Here is a 26,538-nt window from a genome sequence, read left to right on the forward strand (position 1 = left end):
CGATGAGAGCGCTGGCAGCGGTCGGTCATGCCCTGGGCTTGGCGGGGTCGATGACATGGGAAATCCTATGGGCACTGATCCTGGGTTTCGCCCTATCGGCAGTGGTGCAGGCCGTGGTGCGCCGTTCGACGATCGTGAGCCTGATGGGCGACGACCGGCCACGCACGCTGGCGGTGGCCGCCGGGCTGGGGGCCGCGTCATCGTCGTGCTCCTACGCCGCGGTGGCCCTGGCCCGCTCGCTGTTCCGCAAGGGTGCCAACTTCACCGCCGCGATGGCGTTCGAGATCGGTTCGACGAACCTCGTGGTCGAGTTGGGCATCATCCTGGCGCTGCTGATGGGCTGGCAGTTCACCGCCGCGGAATTCGTGGGCGGCCCGCTGATGATCGTGGTGCTCGCCGTTCTCTTCCGGCTGTTCGTGCGGTCCCGGCTCGTCGATGCCGCTCGGCAGCAGGCCGAGCGCGGGATCGCCGGCTCGATGGAGGGCCATGCCGCCATGGACATGTCCATCCAGAAGCAGGGCTCGTTCGCCCAACGGCTCTTCTCCCCAGAAGGTTTCACCTCGGTCTCGCACGTGTTCGTGATGGAGTGGTTGGCGATCCTGCGCGACCTCGTGCTGGGCCTGCTGATCGCGGGTGCCATCGCGGCGTGGGTGCCCGAAAGCTTTTGGCGCATCTTCTTTTTGACCGATCACCCGGGCTGGTCGGCGGTGTGGGGGCCGATCGTCGGGCCGATCGTCGCAATCGTGTCGTTCGTCTGCTCGATCGGCAACGTGCCGCTGGCCGCGGTGCTGTGGAACGGCGGCATCAGCTTCGGCGGCGTCATCGCGTTCATCTACGCCGACCTGCTGATCCTGCCGATCCTGAACATCTACCGCAAGTACTACGGAACCAGGATGATGCTCACGCTGCTCGGCACCTTCTACGCCGCGATGGTCGCCGCCGGATACCTGGTCGAATTGCTTTTCGGCACAACCGGTCTCATCCCCAGGCAGCGCAACGCCACGGTGATGGAGGCGTCGATCTCGTGGAACTACACCACCTGGCTCAATATCGCCTTCCTCGTCATCGCGGCCGTCCTGATCGTGCGGTTCGTCACTTCGGGCGGGCTCCCGATGCTACGGATGATGGGCGGCTCCCCCGCGGCGGCGGAGGGTCACCACGATCAGAGCCATCATTGCGACTGAGGGCTGTGGCGCTGGGTTGACCGGGTCGCCATCCATTCGTCGCCGCCGATCGTGCTTCGCCAGTCCGCGGGGAGCGCGTCCAGGGCGTCTTCGATGCAGTCCCATATCGACTCAAGCGGGGACGCACCCGGGGCGGCGGCCGCAATCCGGTCCTCCACAGCATAATTCGGCTCGTGCGGCGCATCGCTGAACGGCGCGAGCGCATTGATGGCGTCCATGATGCGGCGTCGCCGTTCGGCGTAGGGCCAGGCGACCAACTCGGCGGGCATGATCGGCCGGCCGAAGATGTAGTCCTGCGCCGCATGCCGATACGGCACCTCGAGCTTGTGCTCCACCGGTTCCTTCGGCAGGCCCCCGGCGAAGTACACCGGCACGATCGGCAACGACGCGGCGATGGCCAGGTCCAGCAGCGTGGAGGTCAGCCGCTCGACGCGCTGGCCGGAGCGGACCGATCGCGTTCCGTCGGCGTGCACCATGGTCGACACCGCGTGGGCGGCGACGTCGCGCTTGATCTCCTCGATCAGGCTCAAGAACTGCGCCGGGTTGCGCTGGTCGAAGTACCTGGTGCTGCCCGGTTTTCCGTTCGCGGTGGCATCCGCCAGCCGCGTCAGAGCACCCACCCATCGGGTTTGGTGCTTGGCGTGCGCGATCGTGACGACTTTCGTGTCGGTCAACCACGACGCGATCGACGTGCCCAGGATCGACTCGACCTGCACCTGATGGTTGCCCAGCAGCAGCACGGGACGGCCCCGAATTGCCGCCATCGCGGCCGGGTCCGTGACGATGACGTGCCTGACGTAGCGCGACAGCAGGGCCCAGTGGACCAGGTCGGCGAACCCGTCCGGCGGTATTCCCAGCCTGTCGGTCGACCAGCTGCGCACCGGTTGCCAGTCCGTGTGCAACGACGCGCTCGCCCGCCATTCGCCCCGGTCCGTCTGTTCGACCTCGACGGAGATTCGCTCCAGCGGCAGGGCCGGGCAGCTGACCTTCCCGTCGACGACGAGCACCTGGGATGGGTGGATCGCGCCGTGGGCGGCGTCTGCGACGGCTTCCTTGGCGGCAATATCGGCGATCAGTGAGTTGCCTTGGCCCTCGGTGTCATACACCGCCCGCAGGGTGCCTTTGAACCAGTCCTGCGTTGCGGCGCGCGCCGGATCGAGTGTGACCACGCCGCGGCCCAGCCGGTCGCTCAACGACATGCCGGGCACCGCGCGCTGCTCGGCAAGGAACGCGCGCCGCTTGGCGCCGCTGACCTGGACCAGATGACCCTTGTCCAAGAGGAATTCGACGATGCGGAGGTAGGCCCAGGGCTTGCCCGCGACGCTGAGCCAGAGATCGACGACCGGCAGTCGGTCGTCGGCGTCGTCGAATCCGACGAACCGCGTCTGCACGTCCACCGTCCCCGCCTGCGGGGCGTCGCCGTAGAAGCGCGCCCAGATCACGCGGCGCGGGAATCCGACGGTCGTGTCCGCGGCGTCCGCGTAGCTGGCGACATCCGAGGTGTCCGTGGTCCACACGTTCATCGCGGTGTGGGGCACGATGTGGAACGCACCGTCGAGCAGCCCCGGGTGTTGCTCACCCACGGGGACCTTGCACCGCTCCACCGCGAGCGTCCCCGATGAGCCGTTGCGGCCGATTCGGGCACCGTCCATCAGGGTTTGGAACGCGGGCCCGTGGAACACCGTGCCGTCGTACGGGCTGGCGTAGGGCACCGCGTCGTGCAGCGGGGCGGGTGTTACGGGTTCGCCCGTGTAGTGGTTCGCGGTGAAGATCACGGCCTCGGCGTGGGTCTCCCAGCGCGACAACTCGGCTCGGGGCGCATCCCGCCACACCTCGAGGCGCCCGTCGAAGCGGCCCGGGTCGACGGGCTCGACCACCACGCGTAGCCGTGTCGGCGCATCGACGACGACCCAGCGAACCAAACGCAGGTCGCTGATTTCGACCACCTTGGCCCCGCCCGTCGCCCGGCTGGCCGCCTGCGCGAAGAGGTCCAGCACCGACGTCATTGGCAGCGAAGGGATCACATACGTCGGGCAGTGGTCGAGCACCCAGGCGTCCGAAGCGGGATCGATCGTCGTCTCCAGCGTGGTGGCCGAACCGGTGTCGGACACTGGGGGCTCGCCGGGTGCGATGCGCATGGCCAAATTGGTTGCGCTGTAGATCCGTATCGCGTCGCACCACAGGGACGCGTCGGCCACCGCCAGGATGCCGGTTGCACCGCGCTCGATGCGGGTGATCTCTATCTCCGCCGTGATCTGTTTGTTGGTGGGCACGATCTGACCGCGATACCGCCAGGTGATCGCTTCTCCGATGGCCACCGGCTCGAAGCGCGCCGAGGTCCCCTTCTCGTCACCGAAACCCAGGTCGAGCATCGCGAATTGTAGTAGCTGGAGCAGCATCTCGATGCCCAGCGACCCCGGCTGCACCGGGTCGCGGTAGAAGTGCGCCTTGAAGTACCACTCGGCGGGGTTGATGTCCTTGACGGCCCGCCACCGGCCCAGTCCGGCGCCGCCGGCGGTGGGCCAACGCCCCGTGACCCGGTCGATCATCAACAGCATCGGGTCGGCCAGTCGCGCTCCCGGGCCGAAGAATTCGGCCGGACGCGCACCCAGGTCGACGACGGGTGCCTCGCAGGGAAGTTCCAACAGGGCACGCTGGTCCTCGCTGACCGGGAGCCCGACCTGTTGCTGCAACGCTTCGAGACGGAAGTAGCCGAACACCGTGTCGAACGTGTAGACGATGCCGTCGTCGGCGGAGATTTCGCCGTCGAAGGTCACGATAATGGTCCCGCCGGCCTGGGCGATGTTCTTGAGCACGGCCTTGATTCGCAAGGTGCCGGTCGACGGCGTGATCTCCCGGTGCTGTACGCCGGTTCCGTCGAGGTTGCGGAAGAAGAGGTCGACATCGAAGTCGAGTGGGCAGCCGGCATAGGCGCCCAGCCAGCCGCAGGGTTGCAGCGCGATCTCCATGAGGACCGCGTTGGGCATCGTCGGCCGCGCGTTCGAGCCCTTGTTCTCGGCGAAATACCAAGCGTCGCTGGGAACGTCGTACTCCGCGACGACCTGCGCGCCGGGCGTCGCGACGCCGAGCTCGCCCACCACCTCGGTGACCCGGGACATGAAGTGGTAGGGCGGACCCGGCAGCCGCGCGACCCTGCGGTGAGTGTCGAACTTCTCGTAAAGCGGACCAACCGCCAGGGAAGGCTTGGCGATGGCGCACGCCAGCATCGCGGCGTAGTCGAACTTAACCCCGTGACCTTCGGCGACGGGTTTGGGTTCGACGTAGCCTTCCAGCTCTTTGACGCCCATGTCCATCGGGCAGCCGGGTGAGAGCCGCAGTCCCATCCGCCGGCAGTGGAAGGCCGGCAATCCGTCGACGGTGCACAGCAAATCGGCGAACAGCGTGGGCTCGGGCCCGGCGATGACCTCGCGGACGAACACCTCGTAAACCAGCTCGCGCGATCGCGGGGTGACCTGGCCGCGGCAGACCAGTTTGTACGTCTCGAACGGCACGGGCTCGAAGCGCCACCCGTCGCAGGCCATGGTCATGCCCTGGGCGGTCATGTAGATGGCCATCGTCTGCATTGTGGCCTCGTACATGAGCGTGCCGGGCATGCACGGGTCGTTCTTGAAATGACCGTCGAAATACCATTTATCGGGGGTGATGTGCTCGACGGCGCGCAGGTAGCCGCGGCCCCACGGGCCGCCGGCGAAGTCCAGGCGGGTCACCTCCTCGACGAACAGCATCTTGCCGCCGGCGATGCTCGGCGTGCGGGTGTGGCTGGCGGCGCGCTCGAAGCCGGGACCGAGCGTGCGCCAGATGTCGCCCGCCGCGATCGCCTCCAGGTCGGCGCGCTGCAACGAGGTCCGCGACGTTCGCGCCGGGGTCGGCTCCATTGGGCCGTCGACGGTTTCGTCCTCGGGGCGCCACAGGATCCCGCCCGACGCGGCCAACTCCTCGTCGGAGAAGAACCCGGCCTGGCCGTTGCGCATGGACATCCGCTCGACACCGTCGATCGTGCAGTCGTAGTGGAAGAAGAACAGGCGGATGTCGCCCTGCCGGGCGTGTCCGTCGACGTGGATGTCGAAGCGCAGCGTGTCGCCGATCTCGGGCAAGCCGCCCAGGTAGGTCACCTCGCAGCCCAGCAGCCGATACACCCGCTCGCCCTTGTTGGCGAAGTCGGCGCCCATCCAGGAGATGAGCATGAGGTCGGCCTGCCCGGCCTCGATCATGATTCCGGCCGGCATCCGGCCCTGATGCAGCCACCAGGCGTCGGCGGTGACATCGGTTTCGGTCCACAGTGTTCCGGTGCCGCTCTTGCCCGGCTCGGCGTCGATGCCAAGCAGCCGATCCGCCAGCAGCAACGGGGGTTCCGGCATCCGCACCTGCCGCGCGTAGCCGTCCTGCACCGCGAACGCGGGGCCGAAGATGTCGGAGATCTTGCCCGAGGCGTGCACGCGCAGGCCGTCCTTGTCCAGCGCGAGGCCCACCGGGGGACGCTTGATCGTCGGCTTGGGTAACTCCTTGCCGGGGGGCGGGGACGGTTGGATCGCGCGGTAGGCGCCCGCGTGGGGCCGATACCCGACGTCATTGTGGGCCAACGGTTTTTGGCCGTGCTCACCGATCGACAGTGGCTCCCGTGGCGCCTGCCCGAGCAGGTCCGCGCCGAGCGGCACCCGTGCCATTGCCTCCGCGACCTTGGGCAGGGCGGGCGGGACGGGCAGGTGTGTTGTCATGGGCCGCTCCAGTTGAGGGGTGACGTGGTGAGCCGGAAAACCCAACCGTTCGTGTTTCCCAGAGGGAGGCGTGGAGAACAGACTCCCGAACGCGTCGTGGTGCGCGGGTGGCGGTAGCGCGAGCACGATTTGCTGTTCCTGGCCCCCGAGGCCCCTGAGCGCGACCACCACCGAACGCTTTTCGGCCGTCCACGGCGTGCCATCGGGGCACACGCCCAGGACGCCGTAGAGCGCGCCCGCGACGACCTGCAGCAGACCGGATGCGGCGTGCGCGTGGCCCAGCAGCGACGACAGGTTCATCGCGCCCGGCGCGGTGCCCAAATGAAGGCACTCGCCGTGTGGTTGCTGATCCGCGGGCAGGGTGGCCAGGACGGCGTCACCGGCCCGATGGGCGTCCTCGGCACGTTTGAGCACCACGACGACGGCGGCGTCGCCGGGTGTCTGCTCGCCCGACCCGAGCAGTGCGCGCGCCGCAGCCTCGTGCACCGGTTCACAGCTGAGGTCCACCGCGCCGACGACGGCCGCGTCGACCTCGCCTCGCCGCAGGGCGCGGGCGGCCATCTCCAGCGCGGTGGTGCCGGAGAGCTCCTCCCTGGACACCGTGAAACTCGGTCCCCGCAGGTCGAATTGGCGGTTAAGGCGGTTGGCGACGATGTTGGGCATGGCGCCGACGACGCCGGCGGCCGTCCATCCGGGGACGACCGCATCGCGCGCCGCCGCCAGTTCGGTGGGGTCGTCGATCTCGTCGGCCAACCGCCACCGCAGCCCCAGTCGGGTGATCTCGGCGTCGCAGCCCATCCCGACGATGACGCTCGTCCGGTCCGGCGGCAGCCCGCCGATCACCGTCTCGATGTTCACGGCAGCGCCGAGAAGGGCCAGCTGCTGGGGCAGCGTCTGGCTGAGATCCGCGGGGGGAAAGCGTGTTTGGGTGACGTCCAGGCGGACCTCGGTCATCCGAGCCCGGCGGGCGCCGCCCGCCCCGCGGGTCGGAATCGGTTCGGCCTTCTTCAGGTGATCTGCCACCGAGGCCGTTTCGTCGTCGCCGACCAGCAGGCTGACGCCGACGATCGCGATGTCGTCATCCGCGCGGGAAACGGTGACCCTCGGCCGGGCGGGAATGTCGCCGGTGGGCGGGATCCATTCTTCGAGCAGCAGGTGGGCGTTGTTGCCGCCGAAACCGAAGTTGTTCACGGCCGCGCGGCGCGGCCCGCTGCACTCCCAGGGTTCGGCCTCGGTGAGTAACCGGAATGGCGAGTCGGCGATGAACGGCAACGGGTCGTCGACGTGCAGGGTGGGGGGCCGGATGCCCGCGCGCATCGCCGCGAGCACCTTGATCGCTCCCGCCGCGCCCGATGCCGTGATCGAGTGTCCCAGATTGGATTTCAGTGATCCGATGGGTAGGTCCGACATGCCCGCGAAGATGCGCGCCATGCTCATCAGCTCGGTCAGGTCGCCGCGCGAGGTTCCGGTAGCGTGGCACTCGACGAGCGAGATGTCTCGCGGCTCGAGCTCGGCCACTTCGTAGGCGAGCCGCATGGCCCGCTCCTGTCCTTCCTGCGACGGCACGAGCGGGCCCTGTCCCCGCCCGTCGTTGCTGAGCCCGACCGCCCGGATGACGCCCTGTATCGGGTCGGCGTCGGCGATCGCGTCGTCGAGCCGTTTGAGCACCAGAAACGCCGCGCCCTCGGCGGGCACCAATCCGTCGGCGCCGCGGTGGAAGGGGCGCGACCTTCCGGTCCGACTGAGCGCCTGCAGCGCGGTGAAGCCGACGTGCAGGAGCAGGTCGCTGGCTCCGTTCACGCCGCCCGCCACCATCACGTCCGCCGTGCCGTCGTGGAGTCGGTCGCAGGCCAGCTTGATCGCGTACAACGAGGACGCACACGCGGCGTCGAGGGCCGCGGCGCCTGCGGTCAATCCCAGTGCGTCGGCCATGATATGGGCTGGCAGGCCGGACATGAAGCGGTTGCGCCAGTCGGCCCCGTGTTCGCTTCCGCGCCATACCTTTTGGGCCAGGTCGATCATCGACTTCGTCGGGTAGCTCAAGTTGCCCATGACGACCCCGGACCGGCCCGGGATCTCACCCAGGCGCCAGCCGGCGCTCTGCAGGGCTTGCCGGGCGGCCTCGACGGCCCACAGGTACAGGGGGTCCAGGCCCCGAAACTCGTTGGCGCCGAGCAGGAAACGGCCGGCGTCGAAGATCTCGTCGAAGCCACGCACGTATCCGCCGCGGTCCGACCAGGCGTGATCGAGGAAGGGGGCGTCCTTTTCGTCGCGGACGATGCGCGCCGCCGCTACCCCCCACTGGCCGGGTCGCACCGAGCCGAGCGCGTCTCGGCCGTCGCGCACCGTCCGCCATAACTCGTCGGGGCTCAGGCCGCCGGGCAGGACGCAGCCCTGGCCCACGATCGCGACGGGTGAAAACATCAGCCGCCGTAGGGGTACAACTCGAGGCGTCTGAGGCTGGCCACCACGTGACCGCCCGCGTCGATGAGATCCAAGTCGCAGACGGCTCCGCTGTTCTTGGCATCTCCGTTGGAGAGCACACACCGCAATCCGTCGCCGAGCACCCCGGCGCGGTAGCGCACCACCTCCCCGACCCGCAGGGGCAGCACCGGGCGACCGAGCTGTGCGTAACTCCACACCAACGCCAATTGCAGGCAGCCGTCGAGCGCCGCGGAATCCGTGGCCCAGCCCTCGCCCTGCCAACGCGCTTTCGTCAGGCCGTGCAGCGACGCCGTCGCGCTCGTGGCCAGGCACTCGACGTCTTCGAGGACCTGGAACGCGGGGCCGTGGAAGAGCGCGCCGTTGCTGTAGCAGGTGTCGCGGTCCAGCCGGTGTCCACCGGCTGGCGCGGTCGGTGCCGCCGGCGCAATCTCTGGGGCCGAACCCATTTCGGCCGTGCCGGAATAGTAGGGAGTCGATCCGGTGATGTCGGACAGCGTGCAGGCGAGTCGATCCGGCAGATCTTGCACCGGCGCGGCGCGCACCAGCATCGGGTCGCCCTGTCCCTCGAACTCGTTCAGGGTCACGCCGCGCAGCACCCTGAGGTCGAGCAGACGCTGCACGAGTTGTCCGGGGCGGCACGCCTCGGCCATCCGCACGAACCATTCCAGGACCTGCACCACTGGTAGCACGACGTTGCCCCGGACGCGGTGATCCGCCAGCTGCGGCTGCCGTCGCACCTGGGCCAGCACCCGCGCGATCCGGCCCTCGGCCGGCATCGGATGGGTTGACACGCCTGCCGATACGCCGTCACCGAGGGTGACCTCGGGGTCGTCGGTCTCCGCGTCCAGCACGTCGGAGACGAACGCCCGCGCGCCGTCGGCAAGCGGGATCAACCCGATGCCGCGCGACTCGAACATCGCCTTCAGGCCGGGCGTGACCATGCCGGAATCCCATGGCCCCCAACCCAAGGCCCGCACCAGGCAGGTCGGGCCGCGTCGCGCCTGCTCCGCCAGAGCCACCTTGTTGAGGATCTCGTTGGCCATGGCGTAGTCGCTTTGGCCGGCGTTGCCGCTGCGCGCCGCCACCGAGGAAAACAGGCAGATGATTTTCAGTGGATCGCCGGCGGTGACGTCCAGCAGCGCGCACAGGCCGCCGACCTTGGTATCGAAGACACGGTCGAACCCGTCGATGGTCTTATTGTGCAAGGGCGCATCGGCCAATACGCCCGCCCCGTGCACCAATCCGGTGATAGGCCCGAAATCGGCTCGCACGCCGTCCAGTAGAGCGTCGAGCGTGGACGCGTCGCGCACATCGGTCGCGGCATAACGGACCCGGGAGCCCGCGGCGGTCAGGGCGGCAACCGTCGCCCGCACCTCGCGATCCGCGAGGACGCGCTGCACCTGCTGTTCCAACTCTTTGGGCGTGGGCTTAAGCCCTCGTGTCACGGCGCTCGAGAGCAGCGCCCGCTTGAGTTCGGCGTCGGTTGTCAGGCCGTGCGCCTCGGGAGGTTCGTCGGAAAGCTCCGTGCGTCCCAGCAGCACGAAGGTGGCCCGGGTCTCCTTCGCCAGGGCGATCACCGACGCTGCCGTCACGCCGCGACCCCCACCCGACACCACGATCACGTCGCGATGGTCGATGCGGCGCGCGTGGGTGGTCACCCGGCGGGCGTCCGCGACAACCGTGACCCGGCCGTGCGCGCTGCCCAGGCCCACTTCCAGTTCGGCCCCGCCCGCCAGTATCTCCTGCGCGAGCTGTTCGGCCACCGCAAGCGGCGACCGCTCTCCGACCGCGATGTCGATCGCCTTCACCTGCGCTTGGGTCCACTCTTGTGCGGCCGTCTTGGCGAGGGCGCCGATGCCGCCGGCCCAGGCGCGCGGGCCTGGGTCGGTGAGCAGTCCGAAGGTGCCGTTGGTGTCTTGGACGGTGACGAAGACGCCGCCGTGTTCGGCGAACCTCGCGGCGACCCGCTGGGCGTCCGCGAAGACCGTTCGGTTGATGGCCAGCGTGTCGTCGCGCCTGGCGGTTCGCCGTAGACCGCCGAGGTGGATCACCGCCTCGGCGTTGGCGTTTGGCTCGGCCACGAGCGTGGCGTTCACGCCATGCGTGCGCAGGATCGCGGCCAGCGCGTCGGCAATGGCGTCGGTGGCGTCTTGCGCGGTGACGATCTCCACGTTGGTGGCGGTGTAGAGACCGGGCATTCCCATTCCGCTAGCCGGAGCAGGAATCGCACGCACCGCATAGCGCGCGATCCCCGCTCCGGCTAAGTCAAAAGGGAGGCGATCACCTGCCTCGGTCGGGGCCGTCAGGCCTTGGAGGTAGTCGACGATCTCTTGCAGCGTGCCCAACGTCGCCATCGTGGCGGCCTCCACCTCGGGCAGCGCCGGGACCCGCTGCTGCACCGCGGACAAAATCTCCACCCGCTTGATGGAATCGATACCCAGATCGGCTTCCAACGCCATCGACAAATCCAGCATCTCCACCGGATAACCCGTCTTGTCCGCCACCACCTCCAACATCTGGGTCACCAGCTCCCCACCGGCAACCGAAACCGCCGCCGGCGCAGGCGGACTGCCATTGCTCGCAGCCGGAGCCGTCAGACCTTGCAGGTAATCGACGATCTCCCGCAAGGTGCCAAGCGTCGCCATCGTGGCGGCCTCCACCTCGGGCAGCGCCGGGACCCGCTGCTGCACCGCGGACAAAATCTCCACCCGCTTGATCGAATCAATACCCAGATGGGCTTCCAATGCCATCGACAAATCCAGCATCTCCACCGGATAACCCGTCTTGTCCGCCACCACCTCCAACATCTGGGTCACCAGCTCCCCACCGGCAACCGAAACCGCCGCCGGCGCAGGCGGACTGCCATTGCTCGCAGCCGGAGCCGTCAGACCTTGCAGGTAATCGACGATCTCCCGCAAGGTGCCAAGCGTCGCCATCGTGGCGGCCTCCACCTCGGGCAGCGCCGGGACCCGCTGCTGCACCGCGGACAAAATCTCCACCCGCTTGATCGAATCAATACCCAGATGGGCTTCCAATGCCATCGACAAATCCAGCATCTCCACCGGATAACCCGTCTTGTCCGCCACCACCTCCAACATCTGGGTCACCAACTCCCCACCGGCAGCCGAAACGGTCGCCGGCGCAAGCGTGCTCACCGGTGCCGCCGTCCCGTTGTGGGCCGCCGGGGTGCCGTTATGCACGGCCGGGACCGCCGGCGCCGCCGGCACCGAGGGGCCGCCGTTGCGGACGGCGGGGGCCGGCGGCGGCGTGGGCATCGCCGGTTTCCCGTTGGGGACGACGGAGACGACCGGGGGCGAGGCGGGCGGGGCGGCCACCGGGGCCCCCGGCGCGAGACCTTGCAGCAGCCGTTGTATTTGGCCGATTCCCTCCTGCACGGTCCCGACGGCGGCGATCAGCTCGGCCACCACGTCGGCGCCGATCTGGAGCGTCGGCGAGGAAGGCGGGGCGGGAGGGGACGCGGTCGCGGTCGGGACGACGGTTGTGTACGACTCGGATTGCGCCAATTTGTACTCCGATTCGGTCCTGTGTCCGTTGCTTCGGGCACTGCGGTCGGTGGGGTTGCCGGCAGCCCGTTGGACGGGCTCGTTGCTCATCTGGGGTCGTCCATAGTTGGATCCGTTGATCTTCAGTGTCAGCTTCGGCCGCTCCTTGGTCCGCGGGTCGTCGACGACGCGGTAGTCGGCCCAGAGGCTTTCGAAATTCATCGGGACGCCCGCGGCCGCGAGCTGGGCCAGCCCAATCCAGAGCGATCGAATGCCGTTGCGGCCCTTGGTGTCCAAGGACACGGCGGAGTGCTCCTCGCCGGCGAGACACTTGCCGACCAGACCCGTCAGCACGGCGCCGGGGCCGACCTCGATGAAGGTGCGCGCGCCGGACTGCCACATCGCCTGAATCTGTTCGGCGAACCGCACCGGCTGCGCGATCTGGTTGGCCAGCGTGCTCCGCATTTGGTGGGGGTCGCCGGCGTACGGCTGCGCCGTCGCGTTCGCGTAGACCGGCACCTGCGGCGCTTCGAACGGAATCTGGTCGAGGAACGAGGCGAACGGAGCCGCGGCCGGGGTGACGATGTCGGAATGGAAGGCGGTGGCGACGTCGAGGCGCCGCGCGTTGATGCCCGCCTCCATAAACCGTTGCGCCGCATCGTCTATAGCTGCGCTTTCGCCCGAGAGCACAAACTGGTCGGGGGCGTTGTAGTTCGCGATGGCCACCGGCAGCCCATACTCGCTGATCAGCTTGCGCACCCAGTCGACGGGCGCGGTCACCGCGCACATCGCCCCGTCGCTGTTGATGGCGGCTTCGGCCATCAACGCCCCGCGCGCGCGGGCGATCAGCAGCGCCACCTCTTCGCTGAAAACGCCGGCCGCGCACAGCGCGGTGACCTCGCCGAAGCTGTGTCCGCCGACGGCCACGGGTGTGATGCCGAGGGCACGGATCACCGAGAGCAGGCTCAGGCTGTGCGCGCCGATGCCCGGTTGCGCCCACTCGGTCCTCGTCAACTCGCCCGCCTGCAGCGCGCGCTCGTCGTCGCTGAACGCCGTTCTCGGCCAGACGACCTGGTGCAGGTCGCGGTCGGCGTTCAGCAGTTCGGCCCGGGCCAGTTCCCACGGCGCCAGCGCCGGCTCGTAGAGCTGCGGCACGTCGGCGCCCATGCCGACGTACTGGCTGCCCTGCCCCGGGAACAACAGTGCGACCGGACCCGGTCGTTGCGCCGAGTAGTAGTAACCCCGCGGCGAGCCGAACGATGTTGCCAGGTCGGGGGTTCCGAGTTTGGCCGCGGCCTCGTCGAGCATCGCGCGTAGGTTCGCCACGCTGTCGGCGACGACGGCCAGGCGGTGCGGCGCGGTGGCGTCGTAGGCGGATTGCGTGCTCCGCGCGAGGTAGCCGAGCATGTCGGGATCGTCGACCAGTGACGCGGACAGCCCGGCGGCCTGTTCGGAAAGCGCCGCGGCGGTGGGCGCGCCGAGCACTATCAGTTCGCAATCCCAGGATCGGTAGCGCCACGCGCGGTTTCCGGCGCCCGTGTACTCCTCGACCGTGACGTGAAAGTTGGTGCCGCCGAAGCCGAATGAGCTGACGGACGCGCGCCTCGGGAGGCCGTCGACGGCCACCCATGGTTTCGCCTGCGTCGAGAGATAGAACGGCGACTGCTCTATTTCCAGGGCCGGGTTGGGCCGATCGACCTTGATGGTCGGTGGCAGCGTCTTGTGGTGCAGCGCCAGCACGGTCTTGAACAGGCCGCAGGCACCGGCCGCGCCTTTGGTGTGGCCGACCTGAGATTTCACCGAGCCGAGCGCGCACCATTGCCGGTCCGCCCGCCCCGAACCGTCGAACACCTCTCGCAGCGCGGTGAATTCGGCGACATCGCCGGCCTTGGTCCCCGTGCCGTGGGCTTCCACCAGCCCGACGGTTTCGGGTCCGTAGCCGGCGGCGGCATAGGCGCGGCGAAGGGCCTTCGCCTGACCGGCCGGGCTCGGGGCATAGATGCTCTTGGCGCGGCCGTCCGAAGACGTGCCGATGCCGCGGATCACGGCGTAGATCCGGTCACCATCGCGTTCGGCGTCGTCGAGGCGCTTGAGCGCCAACATCGCCAGCCCCTCGCCCAGCATGGTGCCGTCCGACTGGTCGGAGAAGGGGCGGCAGTCGCCGGTGGGCGACAGCGCGGTGACCTTGGCGAAGCACATGAACATCAAGATGTCGTTGAAGGCGTCGACCCCACCGGCGATCACCATGTCCGACTCGCCGAGATACAGCTCGTGCAGCCCGACCTCGAGAGCGGCCAGCGAGCTCGCACACGCGGCGTCGATGACGCAGTTGGTGCCGCCGAGGTCGAAGCGGTTGGCGATCCGCCCGGCGATGACGTTGCCGAGAAGGCCGGGAAAGGTGTTTTCCTGCCACGGCGTGTAGTCGGATGCGACGCTCTCGCTGAACGCGGTGATCTCGGCTTCCGACAGCCCCGCGGCGCGCAGCCCCCGCTCCCAGACCGGCCGGTGCAGGCTGCCGCCCATGTAGTTGGTCATCTCGGTGCCGCCGGACGCGCCCAGAATTACGCTGACGCGCTCGCGATCCAGTCGGGAAAAGTCACCATCGGCAACGTCCTCCAATACCTGCTGCGCGACCCGCAGACCAAGCAATTGGGCGGTGTCGGTCGCGGGCACAACATTCGGTGGAATTCCGAAATCCATCGGCGAGAAGTCGATATCGGGTAAGAATCCGCCGCGGCGGGCGTAAACCTTGCCCTGAATCCCCGGAGCGGGGTCGTAATAATCGTCAACGTTCCAATGCGACGACGGAACGTCGGAGAACAGGTCCGCGCCGGCGACGATGTTCCGCCAGAAGCGTTCGGCCTCCGGGGACCCGGGAAACAGCGCGCTCACCCCGACAACTGCCACAGGGGGATGCTTGGATACCACCGGTCTCCTTCGCGTCGATAACACCTACCGCACCGCCTGTCAACCCGGTTGGTAAAGACTGACCGTTAGGTTTTGCCGGGTTGATCAGCCAAGACGGGTCGAACGCTCGCCGGACGATACCAGAGCATAGGCGGTCGTATTGACGGAATGTCAATAACTCCGCTTCGGTCTCCGGGCGGGGGATCCGCCGCGTGCGACCAAGGAGCGGGCAGGCGGAAAAAACTACCAGTAAGTAATATTTGCCACGTGTTCGCCATTTCCGCGGCAACGAATTCTGCGGCCCCGGCAATGCGAGCCGAGTCAGGCGACGTTCAGACAGACACCGCGCTGTCGGGCGCTATCGATAATGGCTGTGGAATATAACGGAATGCACTTATCGGAACGGGCACGCCGCAGGTTCGCGCCTGCTGGGCGCGGCTGATTCGGGCAGCCCCTTCGAGCAGATTGAGCGCCACTTGGTCGACGTTGCGGTGCTCGCACTTCTCCAGGTAACTCCCGGCCACCCAGCCGTTGAAGGCTCCCATGGATGGGCCGCACCAGATCTGGTAGTCCAGGACGCGCTCCGGATCGCCCTCGATCGCCCACCGGCTTGATTTGCCCAGATACCAACGGAACACCAGCGCCATCTGATACTTCGGGTCTCGGTCGGCGAGTTCGAGCACCGCCGGCTCCCGCTGTTCCCAGTACCGGCGTGTTTCGTCCCAGACGTCGTCGACGCTCTTACCGAGGATCTTCTCCAGCTCCGCGCGGTGTTCGCTGGTCACCGCCGCCAGGTCCGGGTAGCCGGCGTACCACGCGTAGAGCTTCCTCGCCCGCGGGCCGAACATCGACCCCCGCTTGAGCACCTGCAGATTCACGCCCATCTCGAACATGTCGGACGCGGGCGCCATCATCACGTCCGCCACCGAAGCCTTGGCGAGCATCTCGCGCGCGCGAGCCGACAACCCCGACTCGACACACGACTGGTTGACCGAGCCCGTGACCACGTACGCCGCCCCCATCGCGAACGCACCGGCGACCGACTGGGGCGTGCTGATCCCGCCGCCGGTGCCCACCCGCACGCGGTTGTCGAGGCCATGTCGGTGCGCCAGCTCGTCGCGCAGCAGCGCGATTTCGGAGAAAAGCGATGACAGCGGGCGGTTGTCGGTGTGTCCCCCGCTGTCGGCCTCGACCGTGATGTCTTCCGCCACCGGCACCCGCCGCGACAGCTCGGCTTCCCGCGAAGTCAGCTTGCCGGCCGCTTCGAGCGCCGACACCAGCGCCGCCGGCGCGGGTTCCATGAACAGGCGAGCGACCTCCGGCCGCGAAACCTTCGCCATCACATGGTTTTTGCGGACGATCGCCCCGGCCGCATCGGTCGACAGACCGGACAACGCGTAGTGGACCACCGCGGGGGTCAGTTTCATGAACGCCGACGCCTCGACGATGCGGACGTCTTGCGCGATGAACAGCTCCGCCACCCGCGCCTCGAGCGCGGGCTCGGTGGGCGAGTGGATCAGGTTCGCCCCCCACGCGACTCCGGTCCTGCCCGCGAGCCTCGCCCGGATGTCGGCCACGCCGCGCTCCACGTCGGCGTACGCGAGGCCGCCGGCGCCGAAGAAACCCAGCATGCCGGCCTGCGCCACCGCCGCCACCAGAGCCGGCGTCGCGATGCCGTTTGCCATGGCCCCGGTGACGTAAGGGAAACGGGTCCCGTGGGCCTCGCAGAACTCGCGATCGCCGAGCCACTCCGGGTATATCGGCGGCAACGTCGCCACGAGCGATATCTCGGACGCACCGACGCCCACCAGTTCACCGCCCATGGCAAGCCCGAGCTGCCCGCTAGCGGCCTCGCGGACCACGTGGACCGGGTGGCGAACGTGTTGGAGGACGCGAGCGATGTCCGCCGGCGCGAATGCCGGCGGCGCGGTGGTCGCGCGCCACCCACCCAGAACGGGGGTCACACCGGGTTCGGCGCGCGGTTCCAGTACGACGGCAGGTCGCTCGTCCACTGCCAATTCCCTTCAATACGTGTGCTGAGGAAATCCAGCAAGGAGTTTCTCACGGACCACCGTTACGGGCGTCAAAACTCAAAAATCTCGGACGCCGACGGAGGCGGGTGTTCTGACCGCCCTCAGGGCCGGGCCGAAAGCTTTTCGCGCAGACGGCGATTCACCGGTTCGGGCAGCAGCTCCGACACGTTTCCGCCCAGCATCGCGACCTCTTTGGCCAACGACGAGGACACGAACGAATAGCGCGGCGTGGTGGCCACGAAAAACGTGTCCACACCGGCGATGTGCTTGTTCATCTGTGCCATCTGCAGTTCGTATTCGAAGTCGGTGCCGGTGCGCAGGCCCTTGACGATCGCGGTCATGCCGCGGGCCCGGACGAAGTCGACCACCAGACCCTGCCCGGCCTCCACCCGCAGGTTGGGTAGGTGCGTCGTCGACTCCTCGATCATGGCGATTCGCTCGTCGAGATCGAACATGCCCTTCTTGGCGGGGTTGACCAGGATCGCGACGACGACCTCGTCGAATTGGGCCGAGGCGCGTTCGAAGACGTCGATGTGGCCCAATGTCACCGGGTCAAAAGAACCGGGGCATACCGCGCCGCTCATGTCGCGCGCCGGCGACGATGCAGTGGGGGCACCTCCCGCTTGCGGGGGACGGAGCGATGAGGAGGAGCGGCGCTCATGTCGAACGACGGTACACGCCAGGCTCACCCAAATTCGGCCAGCTCCAGGCGGGTGTCGCCGTAGACGCGCTCGGGCCACGCCGACCAGCCCGCGGGCCACGTCAGCGCCGCGCCGCCGGCCGCACGCTCGACCGCGGCGACGGTTCCGTCGCGCACCCAGCCGTGCGCGGTCAGCGCGGCCAGCACGGCGTTCACCTCCGCAGCGTCGACGTCATAGGGCGGGTCGGCCAGGACCAGGTCCACCGGGGACGCGGCCCCGGCCGCCACGACGGCCGCTACCGCGCCCCGGCGCAGGGTTGCACCGGGCAGCCCCAGCGCCTCGATGTTGCGCGCGATCACCGCCGCAGTGCGCTGGTCGGATTCCACGAAGAGCGCGGACGTGGCCCCGCGCGACAGGGCCTCCAGCCCTAGCGCGCCCGACCCGGCGTACAGGTCGAGCACTGCCAGCCCGGTCAGGTCGCGGCGCGCGGTGACGATGTTGAAGAGTGATTCGCGCACCCGGTCGGTGGTCGGCCGGGTTCCCCGCGGCGGGACGGCGATGCGCCGGCCCCCGGCGACGCCGCCGATGATCCGGGTCACGCGCTCACAACAGCGTCGACCAGTAGTCCCAGAACCGCACCATGATCAGCAGAAACACCGCCGTGTACCACAGCGCGGCAATCGACCACCGCCACTGGTAGAGCGCCCGCAGGACACCGGTCTGCAGCGCCGGACGAAACGCGATCGATGCGCTCACCACCAGCAGCGCGATGGTGACCACCCAGACCACCATGCAGTACGGGCACAACGCCCCGATTCGATACAGGCTCTGGAAGATCAGCCAGTGCACGAACACCGAGCCGAGCAACACCCCGACCGTAAGTCCGGCCCAATACCATTGCGGCAGAGGGACTTTCGCGATAGCGAGGACGCCGGTGACGATCACCACCGTGAAACCCACCAGCCCGAGCAGCGGGTTGGGGAATCCCAGCACCGACGCCTGCGGCGTCACCATCACCGACCCGCACGACACGATCGGGTTGATGTTGCACGTCGGCACGTACGACGGGTTGAGCAGCAGCTGGATCTTCTCGACCGTCAGGGTCATCGACGCGGCCAGGCCGATCACCCCGCCGATGAGCACCCACCACGCGCTGGGCGCGGGCACCCGGCTCGGCGAATCCGGCGTCGCCTCGCCGCCGTCCTCGGGGGCGTGCGCGGACACCGGGGTGGTCGTCACGCCGCGGGAGCGACGGCGGTGTCCAGGCCCGGCACGTCGCCGACTATCGACTTGATCTTGCCGACCAGCGCGTCGGGCGTCGACGGGTCGTAATCCTCGCCGTTGATCTTGATGGTCGGGGTGGCGTTGATCTTGGCGGCCGCCGCCTCGCCGGTGACCTTGGGGAGGTACTTGCCGCTGTTGATGCAGTCCGGGACCTTGCCGACGACACCGGCTTCGCGGGCGAGTTCGATGAGCCGCGCGTTGTCGGGGAAGCTGGTGCCGCGTTCGTTGGGCTGGATGTCGGTGCTGTACAGCGCGCTGTGGAAACGGCGGAACGCGTCGATGGATTCGTCGGCGACGCACATCGCCGCCGCGCCCGCCCGCGACGAATAATTCTGGTTCCGCTGGCTGTCGAGGATCGCCACCATGGAGTAGTCGGCGGCGATGGCGCCGACGTCGATCAGCCTCGAAACGGTCGGTCCGAATGTGCGCTCGAAATTGCCGCACGCCGGACACAGGAAGTCTTCGTAGAACGTGACCACGGCCTTCGGCTTGCTGGTCCCCGGCTGGGTGACCAGCTTGCTCGACGTCACCCGCACCGTGTCGCCCTCGCCGGTGGCGCCCGGCTTCTTCTTGTGGCTGACGGCCCAGTAGACGACGCCGACCAACAGGAGTACGACGATCGCGGTGCCCGCGACCTGGAGGAGCCGCCCGGATTTCCCGGTGCCGGACTTCAGGTCGTAGCGCGGGGGGCGTTTGGGTTTGTCGGCCACGGGTTCGCTGATCCTTTGTCACGGTGATGCACGCTTGAGAGGCGCCTCTAGCGTACCGGCGTGACGCCCGGTGACTCAGGCGCGGCTCAGATGGGCGCGCAACGCCGAAATCAGTTCGCTGGTCCCGACGGCGCTGTCGCCGCCCAGCTGGAACAGGTTCACGAAGCCGTGGGTCAGCGAGCCCATGTAGCGCAGGTCCACCGCGGTCCCGGCGGCCCGCAGGGCCGCGGCGTAGGCCTCGCCCTCGTCGCGCAGCGGGTCGAAGCCGCCGACGGCGATCAGCGCGGGCGCCAGGCCCGACAGCGACTCGGCCCGCAGCGGGGACAGCCGTGGATCCGCCGGGTCGATCCCCGAACCCCTCAGGTACTGCGCCTGGAACCAGTCCATGTCGCGGCGGGTCAGCAGGAAGCCGCGGGCGAACAGGCCCATGGATCGGGTTTGCGCCGTGAAGTCGGTCCGCGGGTAGATCAGCCACTGCAGCACCGGGGCGGGGCCGCCCTCGTTTCGTGCCAACTGGGCGACGACGGCGGCCAGGTTGCCGCCGGCGCTGTCGCCGCCCACCGCGACGCGCCCGGGGGCCGCGCCGAGTTCGCCGGCGTGTTCGTGCGCCCATTCGAAGGCCGCGTACGCGTCCTCGACCGCGGCCGGCGCCGGGTGCTCGGGAGCCAGCCGGTAGTCGACCGACAACACGTGAATGCCGGCGTCCCGGCACGTCAGCCGGCACAGCGGATCGTAGGTGTCCAGGTCGCCGATCACCCATCCCCCACCGTGGTAGAAGACGAGCAGGGGCGCGTCCGTCCCGTCGGCCGGGCGGTAGTGGCGCGCGCGGATCTCGCCGGCCGGCCCGGGCAGCGAAATCTCGTCCACCTCGACGTGAACCTGGGGCCCGGGCAGGGCCGCCGTCGTCGCGCGCAGCTGGGCGCGGGATGCGGCCGCGTCGTCGTCGACGACCAGGCCGTCGATGCCGACGGCGTGCAACCCGGACAGCATCAGCTGCAGCGTCGGGTCCAGCGTGTTGCCGTCGATGATCACCGAGCGGCCGCCGAACAGCGCCCGCTTGGCCGGGGTCGGGATCCAGGGAATGACCTTGACGCCGATCGTGGAGACCGCACCCTGCACGCGGCTCGTCCACCGCATCGATGCGCGTTTGGCTCCGAGGTCGAGGTCCACCGCGAGACTCTTGGCCATGACTTTCTCCTGCTCCCCTCGTCACACCGGACGACGGTGTCCGATACCCGTCTATACCCGGCGCGGCGTGCGACCAACTCTACGGGCGTCGGCGAGACGAGCGGGGAACAGGGCACGCCCGCGCGGGCGTCGCTCACGTCGCTTTTCCGGCTGGGTAATATCGTGATCCCCAAGTCGGTGAACCCAAACGGATTGTGAGAGATTTCGGCGGCGGATCCGAATCCACGGACCAACAATTCCACAGGTAGGTGAATGACGTTGACTCGGGAGTCGGGCGCCGCCATACCGTCGATAGCTCTCAACGACGAAAACACCATCCCGGTGCTCGGCCTCGGCGTCGCCGAGTTGTCGGAGGACGAGACCGAGCGCGCGGTGTCGGCCGCGCTGGAATTCGGCTGCCGGCTCATCGACACCGCCGCCGCCTACGGCAACGAAGCCGCCGTGGGCCGCGCGATCGCGGCCTCCGGGATTCCGCGCGCGGAGCTGTTCGTCACCACCAAGCTGGCCACCCCGGACCAAGGTTTCAGCAAGGCTCCCCGGGCCTGCAGCGCCAGCCTGGAGCGTCTCGGCCTGGACTACGTCGACCTCTACCTGATTCACTGGCCGGCCGCGGCGCTGGGCCAGTATGTCGACGCCTTCGGCGGCCTGATCCAGTCCCGCGGGGATGGCCACGCCCGCTCGATCGGCGTCTCCAACTTCACCGAGGACCACCTCTCCATGGTGATCGACCTGACCTTCGTCACCCCGGCGGTCAACCAGATCGAGTTGCACCCGCTGCTCAACCAGGACGGGATGCGCAAGGCCAACGCGCAGCACAACGTCGTCACCCAGTCGTACACGCCGCTCGCGCTGGGCAAGCTGATCGACAACCCGACGGTGACCTCGGTGGCCGCCGAGTACGGCAAGACGCCGGCCCAGGTGCTGCTCCGGTGGAACGTGCAGCTGGGCAATTCAGTGATTTTCCGGTCGAGCAACCCCGAGCGCATCGCCAGCAATTTGGACATCTTCGATTTCGAATTGGCCGGCGAGCACATGGATACGATCAACGGCCTCAACGACGGCACCCGGCTGCGCCCGGACCCGGACACCTACGACGGCTCGTAACCGGCCGGGCTACCCCGCCGGGCAGGTGGCCGCGGCCTGCCGCAGCACCCCCGCCGACGGCTGGTCGACCGGCAACTGGTAACCGCGCAGCACCGCGATGAACTGCATCGCGTACTGGCACGCGAACGCGGCGTTCGGCGGCATCCACTGGGCCGGCGGCGAATCGCCCTTGTCCTGGTTGGCCTGCCCCTCAACGGCCAGCAGGTTGGCCGGATCGTTCGCGAAGCGCAACCGCTCGGGGAGCGGCCAGCCGTAGGCCCCCATGTCCCAGGCGTAGGCCAGCGGGACGATGTGGTCGATCTGCACCGCCTCGCCCACCTTGGCGCCGCGCTGAAATGTCACGGTGGTGTTGGTGTACGGGTCGTGCAGGGTTCCGGTCGCTACCGCGTTCGGGCACCGCTTGATCGAGACGTAGGTCTTGTCGACGAGATCGCGGTCGAGGATGTCGTCGCGGGTGTCACACCCGTTGTGCCCGAGCGGGGCGTCGTTGTTGTCGTCCCAGGCGTCGCCGAACGCCGCGCGGCGGTAGTCATAGCGGTGGGCCCGCTCTGGCAGTACCGCGACGCCCGCGAGCACATCGGTGCCGGGTTGCACCGTGGGGACGTCGGCGCGGGCGGCGACCTCCGCATGCTTGGCCGAGAGCGATCCCAGCGTCTGGTAGGCGACCAGCACCGCGAGCACCGCGGCCGCCGACAACCACAGCAGCAGCTTCCGGTTCAAGCTTTGTCCAAGTATTCGATCCGGTCGGTGTCGGTGAAACGCGCCGCCAGCAAGGCCAATTCGGGGTTGGCCGGATCCCGCTCGTAGGTCCGCACGCAGTAGTCGCGGGCGGCTTCGATGTAGGTTCCGTGATCGGCCAGCGACAGCAGCCGCAACGTCATGGCCCTGCCGGATTGGTTGCGGCCCAGCACATCTCCCTCGCGGCGTTCCTTGAGATCCAGGTCGGCGAGGGCGAAGCCGTCCATGGTCTCGGCCACGGCACGCAGCCGTCGACCGGCCTGCGAATCCGGCGAGATCCAGCTGGCCAGCAGGCACAGGCTCGGATGCTCGCCCCGCCCGATGCGGCCGCGCAGCTGATGCAGCTGGCTGATGCCGAACCGGTCGGCGTCCATCACCAGCATGATCGTGGCGTTGGGGACGTCGACACCGACCTCAATGACGGTGGTGCACACCAGGACATCGACGTCACCCGCGCGGAAGGCGGCCATCGCGGCGTCCTTCTCGTCGGTCGACAACCGCCCGTGCATCAGGGCCAGCCGCAGGTCCGCCAGCTCCCCGGAGCGCAATCGGTCGAACAGTCCCACCGCGGTCGCCGACGGACGGCGACCCTCCTCGTTTACCTTTTCCTTTTCCGGGTCGTCGGTCTCGTCGATTCGCGGCGCCACCACATAGACTTGGCGGCCCGCGGAAACCTCCTCGATGATGCGATGCCAGGCACGCTCGAGCCAGGCGGGCTTGTCGCCGATGAAGATGACGTTGGTGGCGATCGGCCGGCGCCCGCGCGGGAGCTCGCGCAGCGTCGAGGTCTCCAGGTCGCCGTACACCGTGAGCGCGACAGTCCGCGGTATCGGCGTCGCGGTCATCACCAGCAGGTGTGGCGTGATCCCCGCGGGAGCCTTGGCGCGCAACTGATCCCGCTGCTCGACACCGAACCGGTGCTGCTCGTCGACCACCACCATGCCCAGGTTGTGGAAGTTCACCGCGTCCTGCAGCAACGCGTGGGTGCCGATGACGATGCCGACCTGACCGCTCGCGACCTCGTCGCGGACCTGCTTCTTCTGCGCCGCCGTCATCGAGCCGGTGAGTAGCGCCACCCGCGTCGCGTTGTCCGCCCCGCCCAGCTGGCCCGCCATCGCCAACTCGCCGAGGACATCGCGGATCGACCGGAGATGTTGCGCGGCAAGGACTTCCGTGGGCGCCAGCAGGGCACACTGGTAGCCCGCGTCGACCATCTGCAGCATCGCCAGCACCGACACGATCGTCTTGCCCGAGCCGACCTCGCCCTGCAGCAGGCGGTTCATCGGGCGGGTCGCGGCCAGCCCGTCGGACAGCACGGCGAGCACCTCGCGCTGTCCCGCCGTCAGCTCGAAGGGCAACCGCCGCAACAACTCCGCGGCCAGGCCGTCGTCGCGTCGCGGCGCCGGTGGTCCGGATTGCGACAGCTCGCCGTGCCGGCGGCCGACCAGCGCCCACTGCAGGCCGACGGCCTCGTCGAAGGTCAATCGCTCACGCGCCCTTTGGCGTTCGCGCTCGTCCTCGGAGAGATGGATCGCGCGCAGTGCCTCGTCCTCGGAGATGAGGTCCAGCTGGCTACGCAGGTCGTCGGGTAGCGGATCGGGCACCGGATCGAGGACGTCGAGCACCTGGCGGACGGTCGCGAAGATGTCCCAACTCTGCAATTTCGCGCTGGCGGGATAGATCGCGAAGAAGCGACGTTCGTACGCATCCACGACCTCTTCGGCAGTGCTGGCTCGTGACGCGCCTGCGATTTTCGCCAGCGATTTGGTGCCGTGCGCCTTGCCGTCCGGCGAATCGAGGATGAGGAAGGCGGGGTGCGTGAACTGCATCGTGCCCTTGTAGTAACCGACTTCCCCGGACAACATCACCTTGGTGTGCTTGGTCAGCTCCTTGCTGATCCAGCCGGCGTTGAAAAACGTCGCCGTCACCTTGTTGCGGCCGCTGCCAACGGTGATGCGGCAGTACTTCTTCTTCGGGTCCTTGTTCATCGACTTCGTGAAGGCATCCGTGATGACGTCGACGATGGTGATGTGCTCGCCCTCCTCGGGCCGCTCGTCGCCGAAGCCCCACAGGCTCGCGCCTTCGGAGTAGCCACGCGGATAGTGGCGCAGGAGATCGTCAACGGTCCGGATGCCGAATATCTCGTCGAGCAGCTTGACCACCTTGCCGCCCACGACGAAGGTCAGCCGGTCGGAAAGCGACGCCACGGCTACTCGACCCCGATCAGCAGGACGTCGCCGCGGTGGCCGGTGCGGTAGGTCATCAGCTCGGTCCCCGGATGGTGGTCGTGCACGTGGTCCTGCAGGACGTCGCCCACCGCGGTGGCGGCCCGGTCGTCGATGCCGGAGCCGATCAACACCGTCACCAGGTCGCCGCCGGATGCCAGCAGCAGGTCGAGCAGGCCGATCGCCGCCCCGGCCACGTCTGGCGCCACGATGAGCACCTCGTCGCCCGCGATGCCCAGGCCGTCGCCCGGCTGGCAGCGGCCGGCCCAGGTCAACGCGCTCTCCGTCGCGACGCGCACCGACGCGTGCCGGGCCGCGCCGGCGGCGCGGGCCATGGTGAAGCCGTCATCGACCGCCTGCCGGTCCGCATCGTGCACGGCCAGTGCGGCCAGCCCCTGCACCATCGAGCCCGTCGGTATCGGCACCACGTCGATCCCCCACCCGATGGCCGCCGTGCAGCCGGCCACCAACTCCTCGGCGGCCACATACCCGTTAGGCAGCACCATCACCTGGGCGGCGCCGGTGTCGACGACGGCCCGCACCAGCTGGTGGGCGCTGATGTCGCGGATGTCCGGGTCGGGCCGCAGCACGCTGGCGCCCTCGCCGGAGAACAGCTCGGCGGCGCCGTCGCCGTCCACGACCGCCACCACCGCGCGTTCGCGCGTCCAGCCGCCGGCGGGAATCCCGGTGGCACCGGAGGTCAGCGCCGAGATGACGATGCGGCTGAGCCGCCCGGCCGCCAGCCCCGCCTCGACGGCGGCGCCGGCGTCGTCGGTGTGCACGTGCACGGAATAGCTGTCGGTGGATTCCTGCGCGGCCGCGGCGGCGATGGCCACGGATTCCCCGAGGCTCTCGAGCCGAGTGCGCAGCGCGTCCGCGGCCGCGGGATCGCAGCCGTCCAGCCGGTACATCACCTCGAACTGCGGCTCCGGTTGTTCGGCGGCCGCTTCGGGCCGGTGCGCCCGCGGCGACGGCGCGTACACCGCGCGGCGGGGCGCCTGACCGCTGACGGCGCAGCGCAGCGCGTCCAGCAGCACGAGCAGGCCACGCCCGCCGGCGTCCACGGCGCCGGCGTGGGCGAGGACGTCGAGCTGCTCGGGGGTCTTTTCCAGCGCGATCACCGCCGCATCGCCGGCGGCGGTGATCGCGGCGGACAGCCCCTCGTCGGCGCAACCCTCGACGGCCTCGGCGGCGGCCCGCAACACCGAGACGATGGTTCCCGGGACTTCGGCGCCGCCCATCGACGCGATGACCAGCTCCACGCCGCGCCGCAACGCGGCCCCGAGCATGGCGGCGTCCATATGGGGCAGCTCGCCGCCGGCGTCGGCCGCCGCGGCCGCGGTGACATCGGCGATGCCGCGCAGGATTTGCGACAGTATCACCCCGGAATTGCCGCGCGCGCCGTTCAATGCACCGGCCGACAGGGCCGCCGCCACCCGCGCGACGCACCCGTCCCCGCCGTCCGCACCCGCTCCTGCCGAAGCCTCCGCCAGCGCGGAACGCATGGTGAACAGCATGTTCGCACCCGTGTCGGAGTCGGCGACCGGGAAGACGTTGAGCCGGTTGATCTCGTCGATGTGGGTGATCAGGTCGCTCACGGCGGTGTGGGCCCAATTCCGCAGAGCAGGGGCGTCCAGCAGCGCCTCTGACGTGCCCAAGCGACCCACCTCCCTCGGAGCCTCCCAGCGGCCGGCCACGGCGGCGCGCCCTCTGCCTGAACGCGCTGACCCATCGAGCCTAGCCAGAGCGGACGACAATGCCGGGGCCACGTCGCCGGACGGGTGTTGATCGTTTTGGTGGTTGCCCATGTCAGTCGGTATCCTGGGCTGGCCCGAGTCAT

General features: G+C 68.8%; 13 protein-coding genes and 1 pseudogene. 3 read left to right on the plus strand and 11 right to left on the minus strand.

Going from position 1 to position 26,538, the window contains the following annotated elements; translation table 11 throughout:
• The first annotated feature begins 2 nt into the window (after positions 1–2).
• Positions 3–1,184, plus strand: coding sequence for a permease (locus tag A5712_RS04805; protein WP_068102013.1), 1,182 nt, complete (start codon positions 3–5; stop codon positions 1,182–1,184).
• Here A5712_RS04805 and A5712_RS04810 read toward each other — a convergent pair.
• From A5712_RS04810 to coaD, 4 genes are all read right to left on the minus strand, one after another.
• Positions 1,172–8,344: a beta-ketoacyl synthase N-terminal-like domain-containing protein gene (locus tag A5712_RS04810; RefSeq protein WP_068102014.1), complete on the minus strand. Its 7,173-nt coding sequence runs from the start codon at positions 8,342–8,344 to the stop codon at positions 1,172–1,174. The two genes, A5712_RS04805 and A5712_RS04810, sit on opposite strands and share 13 nt — an antisense overlap.
• A complete protein-coding gene (locus A5712_RS04815) occupies positions 8,344–14,775 on the minus strand; it encodes a type I polyketide synthase (protein WP_068102016.1) in 6,432 nt (2,143 codons plus the stop codon). Before A5712_RS04815 ends, A5712_RS04810 begins: the two co-directional genes overlap by 1 nt.
• 332 nt (positions 14,776–15,107) lie before the next feature.
• Positions 15,108–16,787, minus strand: a complete 1,680-nt coding sequence (locus A5712_RS04820) for a PfaD family polyunsaturated fatty acid/polyketide biosynthesis protein (protein ID WP_231981980.1) — start codon at positions 16,785–16,787, stop codon at positions 15,108–15,110.
• A 122-nt stretch (positions 16,788–16,909) separates the two neighbouring features.
• Positions 16,910–17,392 (minus strand): pantetheine-phosphate adenylyltransferase, encoded by a 483-nt coding sequence (gene coaD, locus A5712_RS04825; protein ID WP_068102018.1) that lies wholly within the window; start codon positions 17,390–17,392, stop codon positions 16,910–16,912.
• Between the two features lie 4 nt (positions 17,393–17,396).
• On the opposite strand from coaD, the pseudogene A5712_RS31770 reads away from it, so the two are divergent.
• Positions 17,397–17,465 (plus strand): annotated as a pseudogene (locus A5712_RS31770) (16S rRNA (guanine(966)-N(2))-methyltransferase RsmD); the annotation flags it as partial.
• A 28-nt stretch (positions 17,466–17,493) separates the two neighbouring features.
• Here A5712_RS31770 and rsmD read toward each other — a convergent pair.
• The 4 genes from rsmD to A5712_RS04845 form a co-directional block, all read right to left on the minus strand.
• Positions 17,494–18,048 carry a 16S rRNA (guanine(966)-N(2))-methyltransferase RsmD gene (gene rsmD, locus A5712_RS04830; protein ID WP_068102021.1) on the minus strand — a complete coding sequence of 185 codons (555 nt, stop codon included), beginning with the start codon at positions 18,046–18,048 and terminating at the stop codon, positions 17,494–17,496.
• Positions 18,049–18,052: 4 nt separating this feature from the next.
• Positions 18,053–18,673 carry a vitamin K epoxide reductase family protein gene (locus tag A5712_RS04835; RefSeq protein ID WP_068102113.1) on the minus strand — a complete coding sequence of 207 codons (621 nt, stop codon included), beginning with the start codon at positions 18,671–18,673 and terminating at the stop codon, positions 18,053–18,055.
• Between the two features lie 11 nt (positions 18,674–18,684).
• The gene (locus tag A5712_RS04840) at positions 18,685–19,443 is read right to left on the minus strand and encodes a DsbA family protein (RefSeq protein WP_068102023.1); all 759 of its coding nucleotides are present in this window, start codon (positions 19,441–19,443) and stop codon (positions 18,685–18,687) included.
• A 75-nt stretch (positions 19,444–19,518) separates the two neighbouring features.
• The gene (locus A5712_RS04845; protein WP_068102025.1) at positions 19,519–20,631 is read right to left on the minus strand and encodes an alpha/beta hydrolase; all 1,113 of its coding nucleotides are present in this window, start codon (positions 20,629–20,631) and stop codon (positions 19,519–19,521) included.
• 258 nt (positions 20,632–20,889) lie between these two features.
• Here A5712_RS04845 and A5712_RS04850 point away from each other — a divergent pair, with 258 nt between their 5' ends.
• Positions 20,890–21,735 (plus strand): aldo/keto reductase, encoded by an 846-nt coding sequence (locus A5712_RS04850; RefSeq protein ID WP_197519296.1) that lies wholly within the window; start codon positions 20,890–20,892, stop codon positions 21,733–21,735.
• Between the two features lie 9 nt (positions 21,736–21,744).
• On the opposite strand, the gene A5712_RS04855 is transcribed toward A5712_RS04850, so the two are convergent.
• Genes A5712_RS04855 through A5712_RS04865 form a run of 3 tightly spaced genes read right to left on the minus strand, consistent with a single transcriptional unit; the run spans position 21,745 to position 26,356 of the window.
• The gene (locus tag A5712_RS04855) at positions 21,745–22,455 is read right to left on the minus strand and encodes an HNH endonuclease family protein (protein ID WP_068102030.1); all 711 of its coding nucleotides are present in this window, start codon (positions 22,453–22,455) and stop codon (positions 21,745–21,747) included.
• On the minus strand, positions 22,452–24,680 hold the full coding sequence (gene recG, locus A5712_RS04860) for an ATP-dependent DNA helicase RecG (RefSeq protein WP_068102032.1): 2,229 nt from the start codon (positions 24,678–24,680) through the stop codon (positions 22,452–22,454). The genes A5712_RS04855 and recG overlap by 4 nt, the downstream gene beginning before the upstream one ends.
• A 2-nt stretch (positions 24,681–24,682) precedes the next feature.
• On the minus strand, positions 24,683–26,356 hold the full coding sequence (locus A5712_RS04865) for a DAK2 domain-containing protein (protein WP_156766418.1): 1,674 nt from the start codon (positions 26,354–26,356) through the stop codon (positions 24,683–24,685).
• Positions 26,357–26,538 lie beyond the last annotated feature (182 nt).

Origin of the sequence: Mycobacterium sp. E2327 (assembly GCF_001672675.1) — a bacterium.
In the GTDB taxonomy this organism is placed as follows: domain Bacteria; phylum Actinomycetota; class Actinomycetes; order Mycobacteriales; family Mycobacteriaceae; genus Mycobacterium.

Coding starts and splice junctions, on each gene's coding strand:
- A5712_RS04810 (WP_068102014.1), bottom strand. CDS start 8,344: ATGTTTTCACCCGTCGCGATCGTGGGCCAGGGCTGCGTCCTGCCCGGC.
- A5712_RS04845 (WP_068102025.1), bottom strand. CDS start 20,631: ATGGCCAAGAGTCTCGCGGTGGACCTCGACCTCGGAGCCAAACGCGCA.
- coaD (WP_068102018.1), bottom strand. CDS start 17,392: ATGAGCGGCGCGGTATGCCCCGGTTCTTTTGACCCGGTGACATTGGGC.
- A5712_RS04805 (WP_068102013.1), top strand. CDS start 3: ATGAGAGCGCTGGCAGCGGTCGGTCATGCCCTGGGCTTGGCGGGGTCG.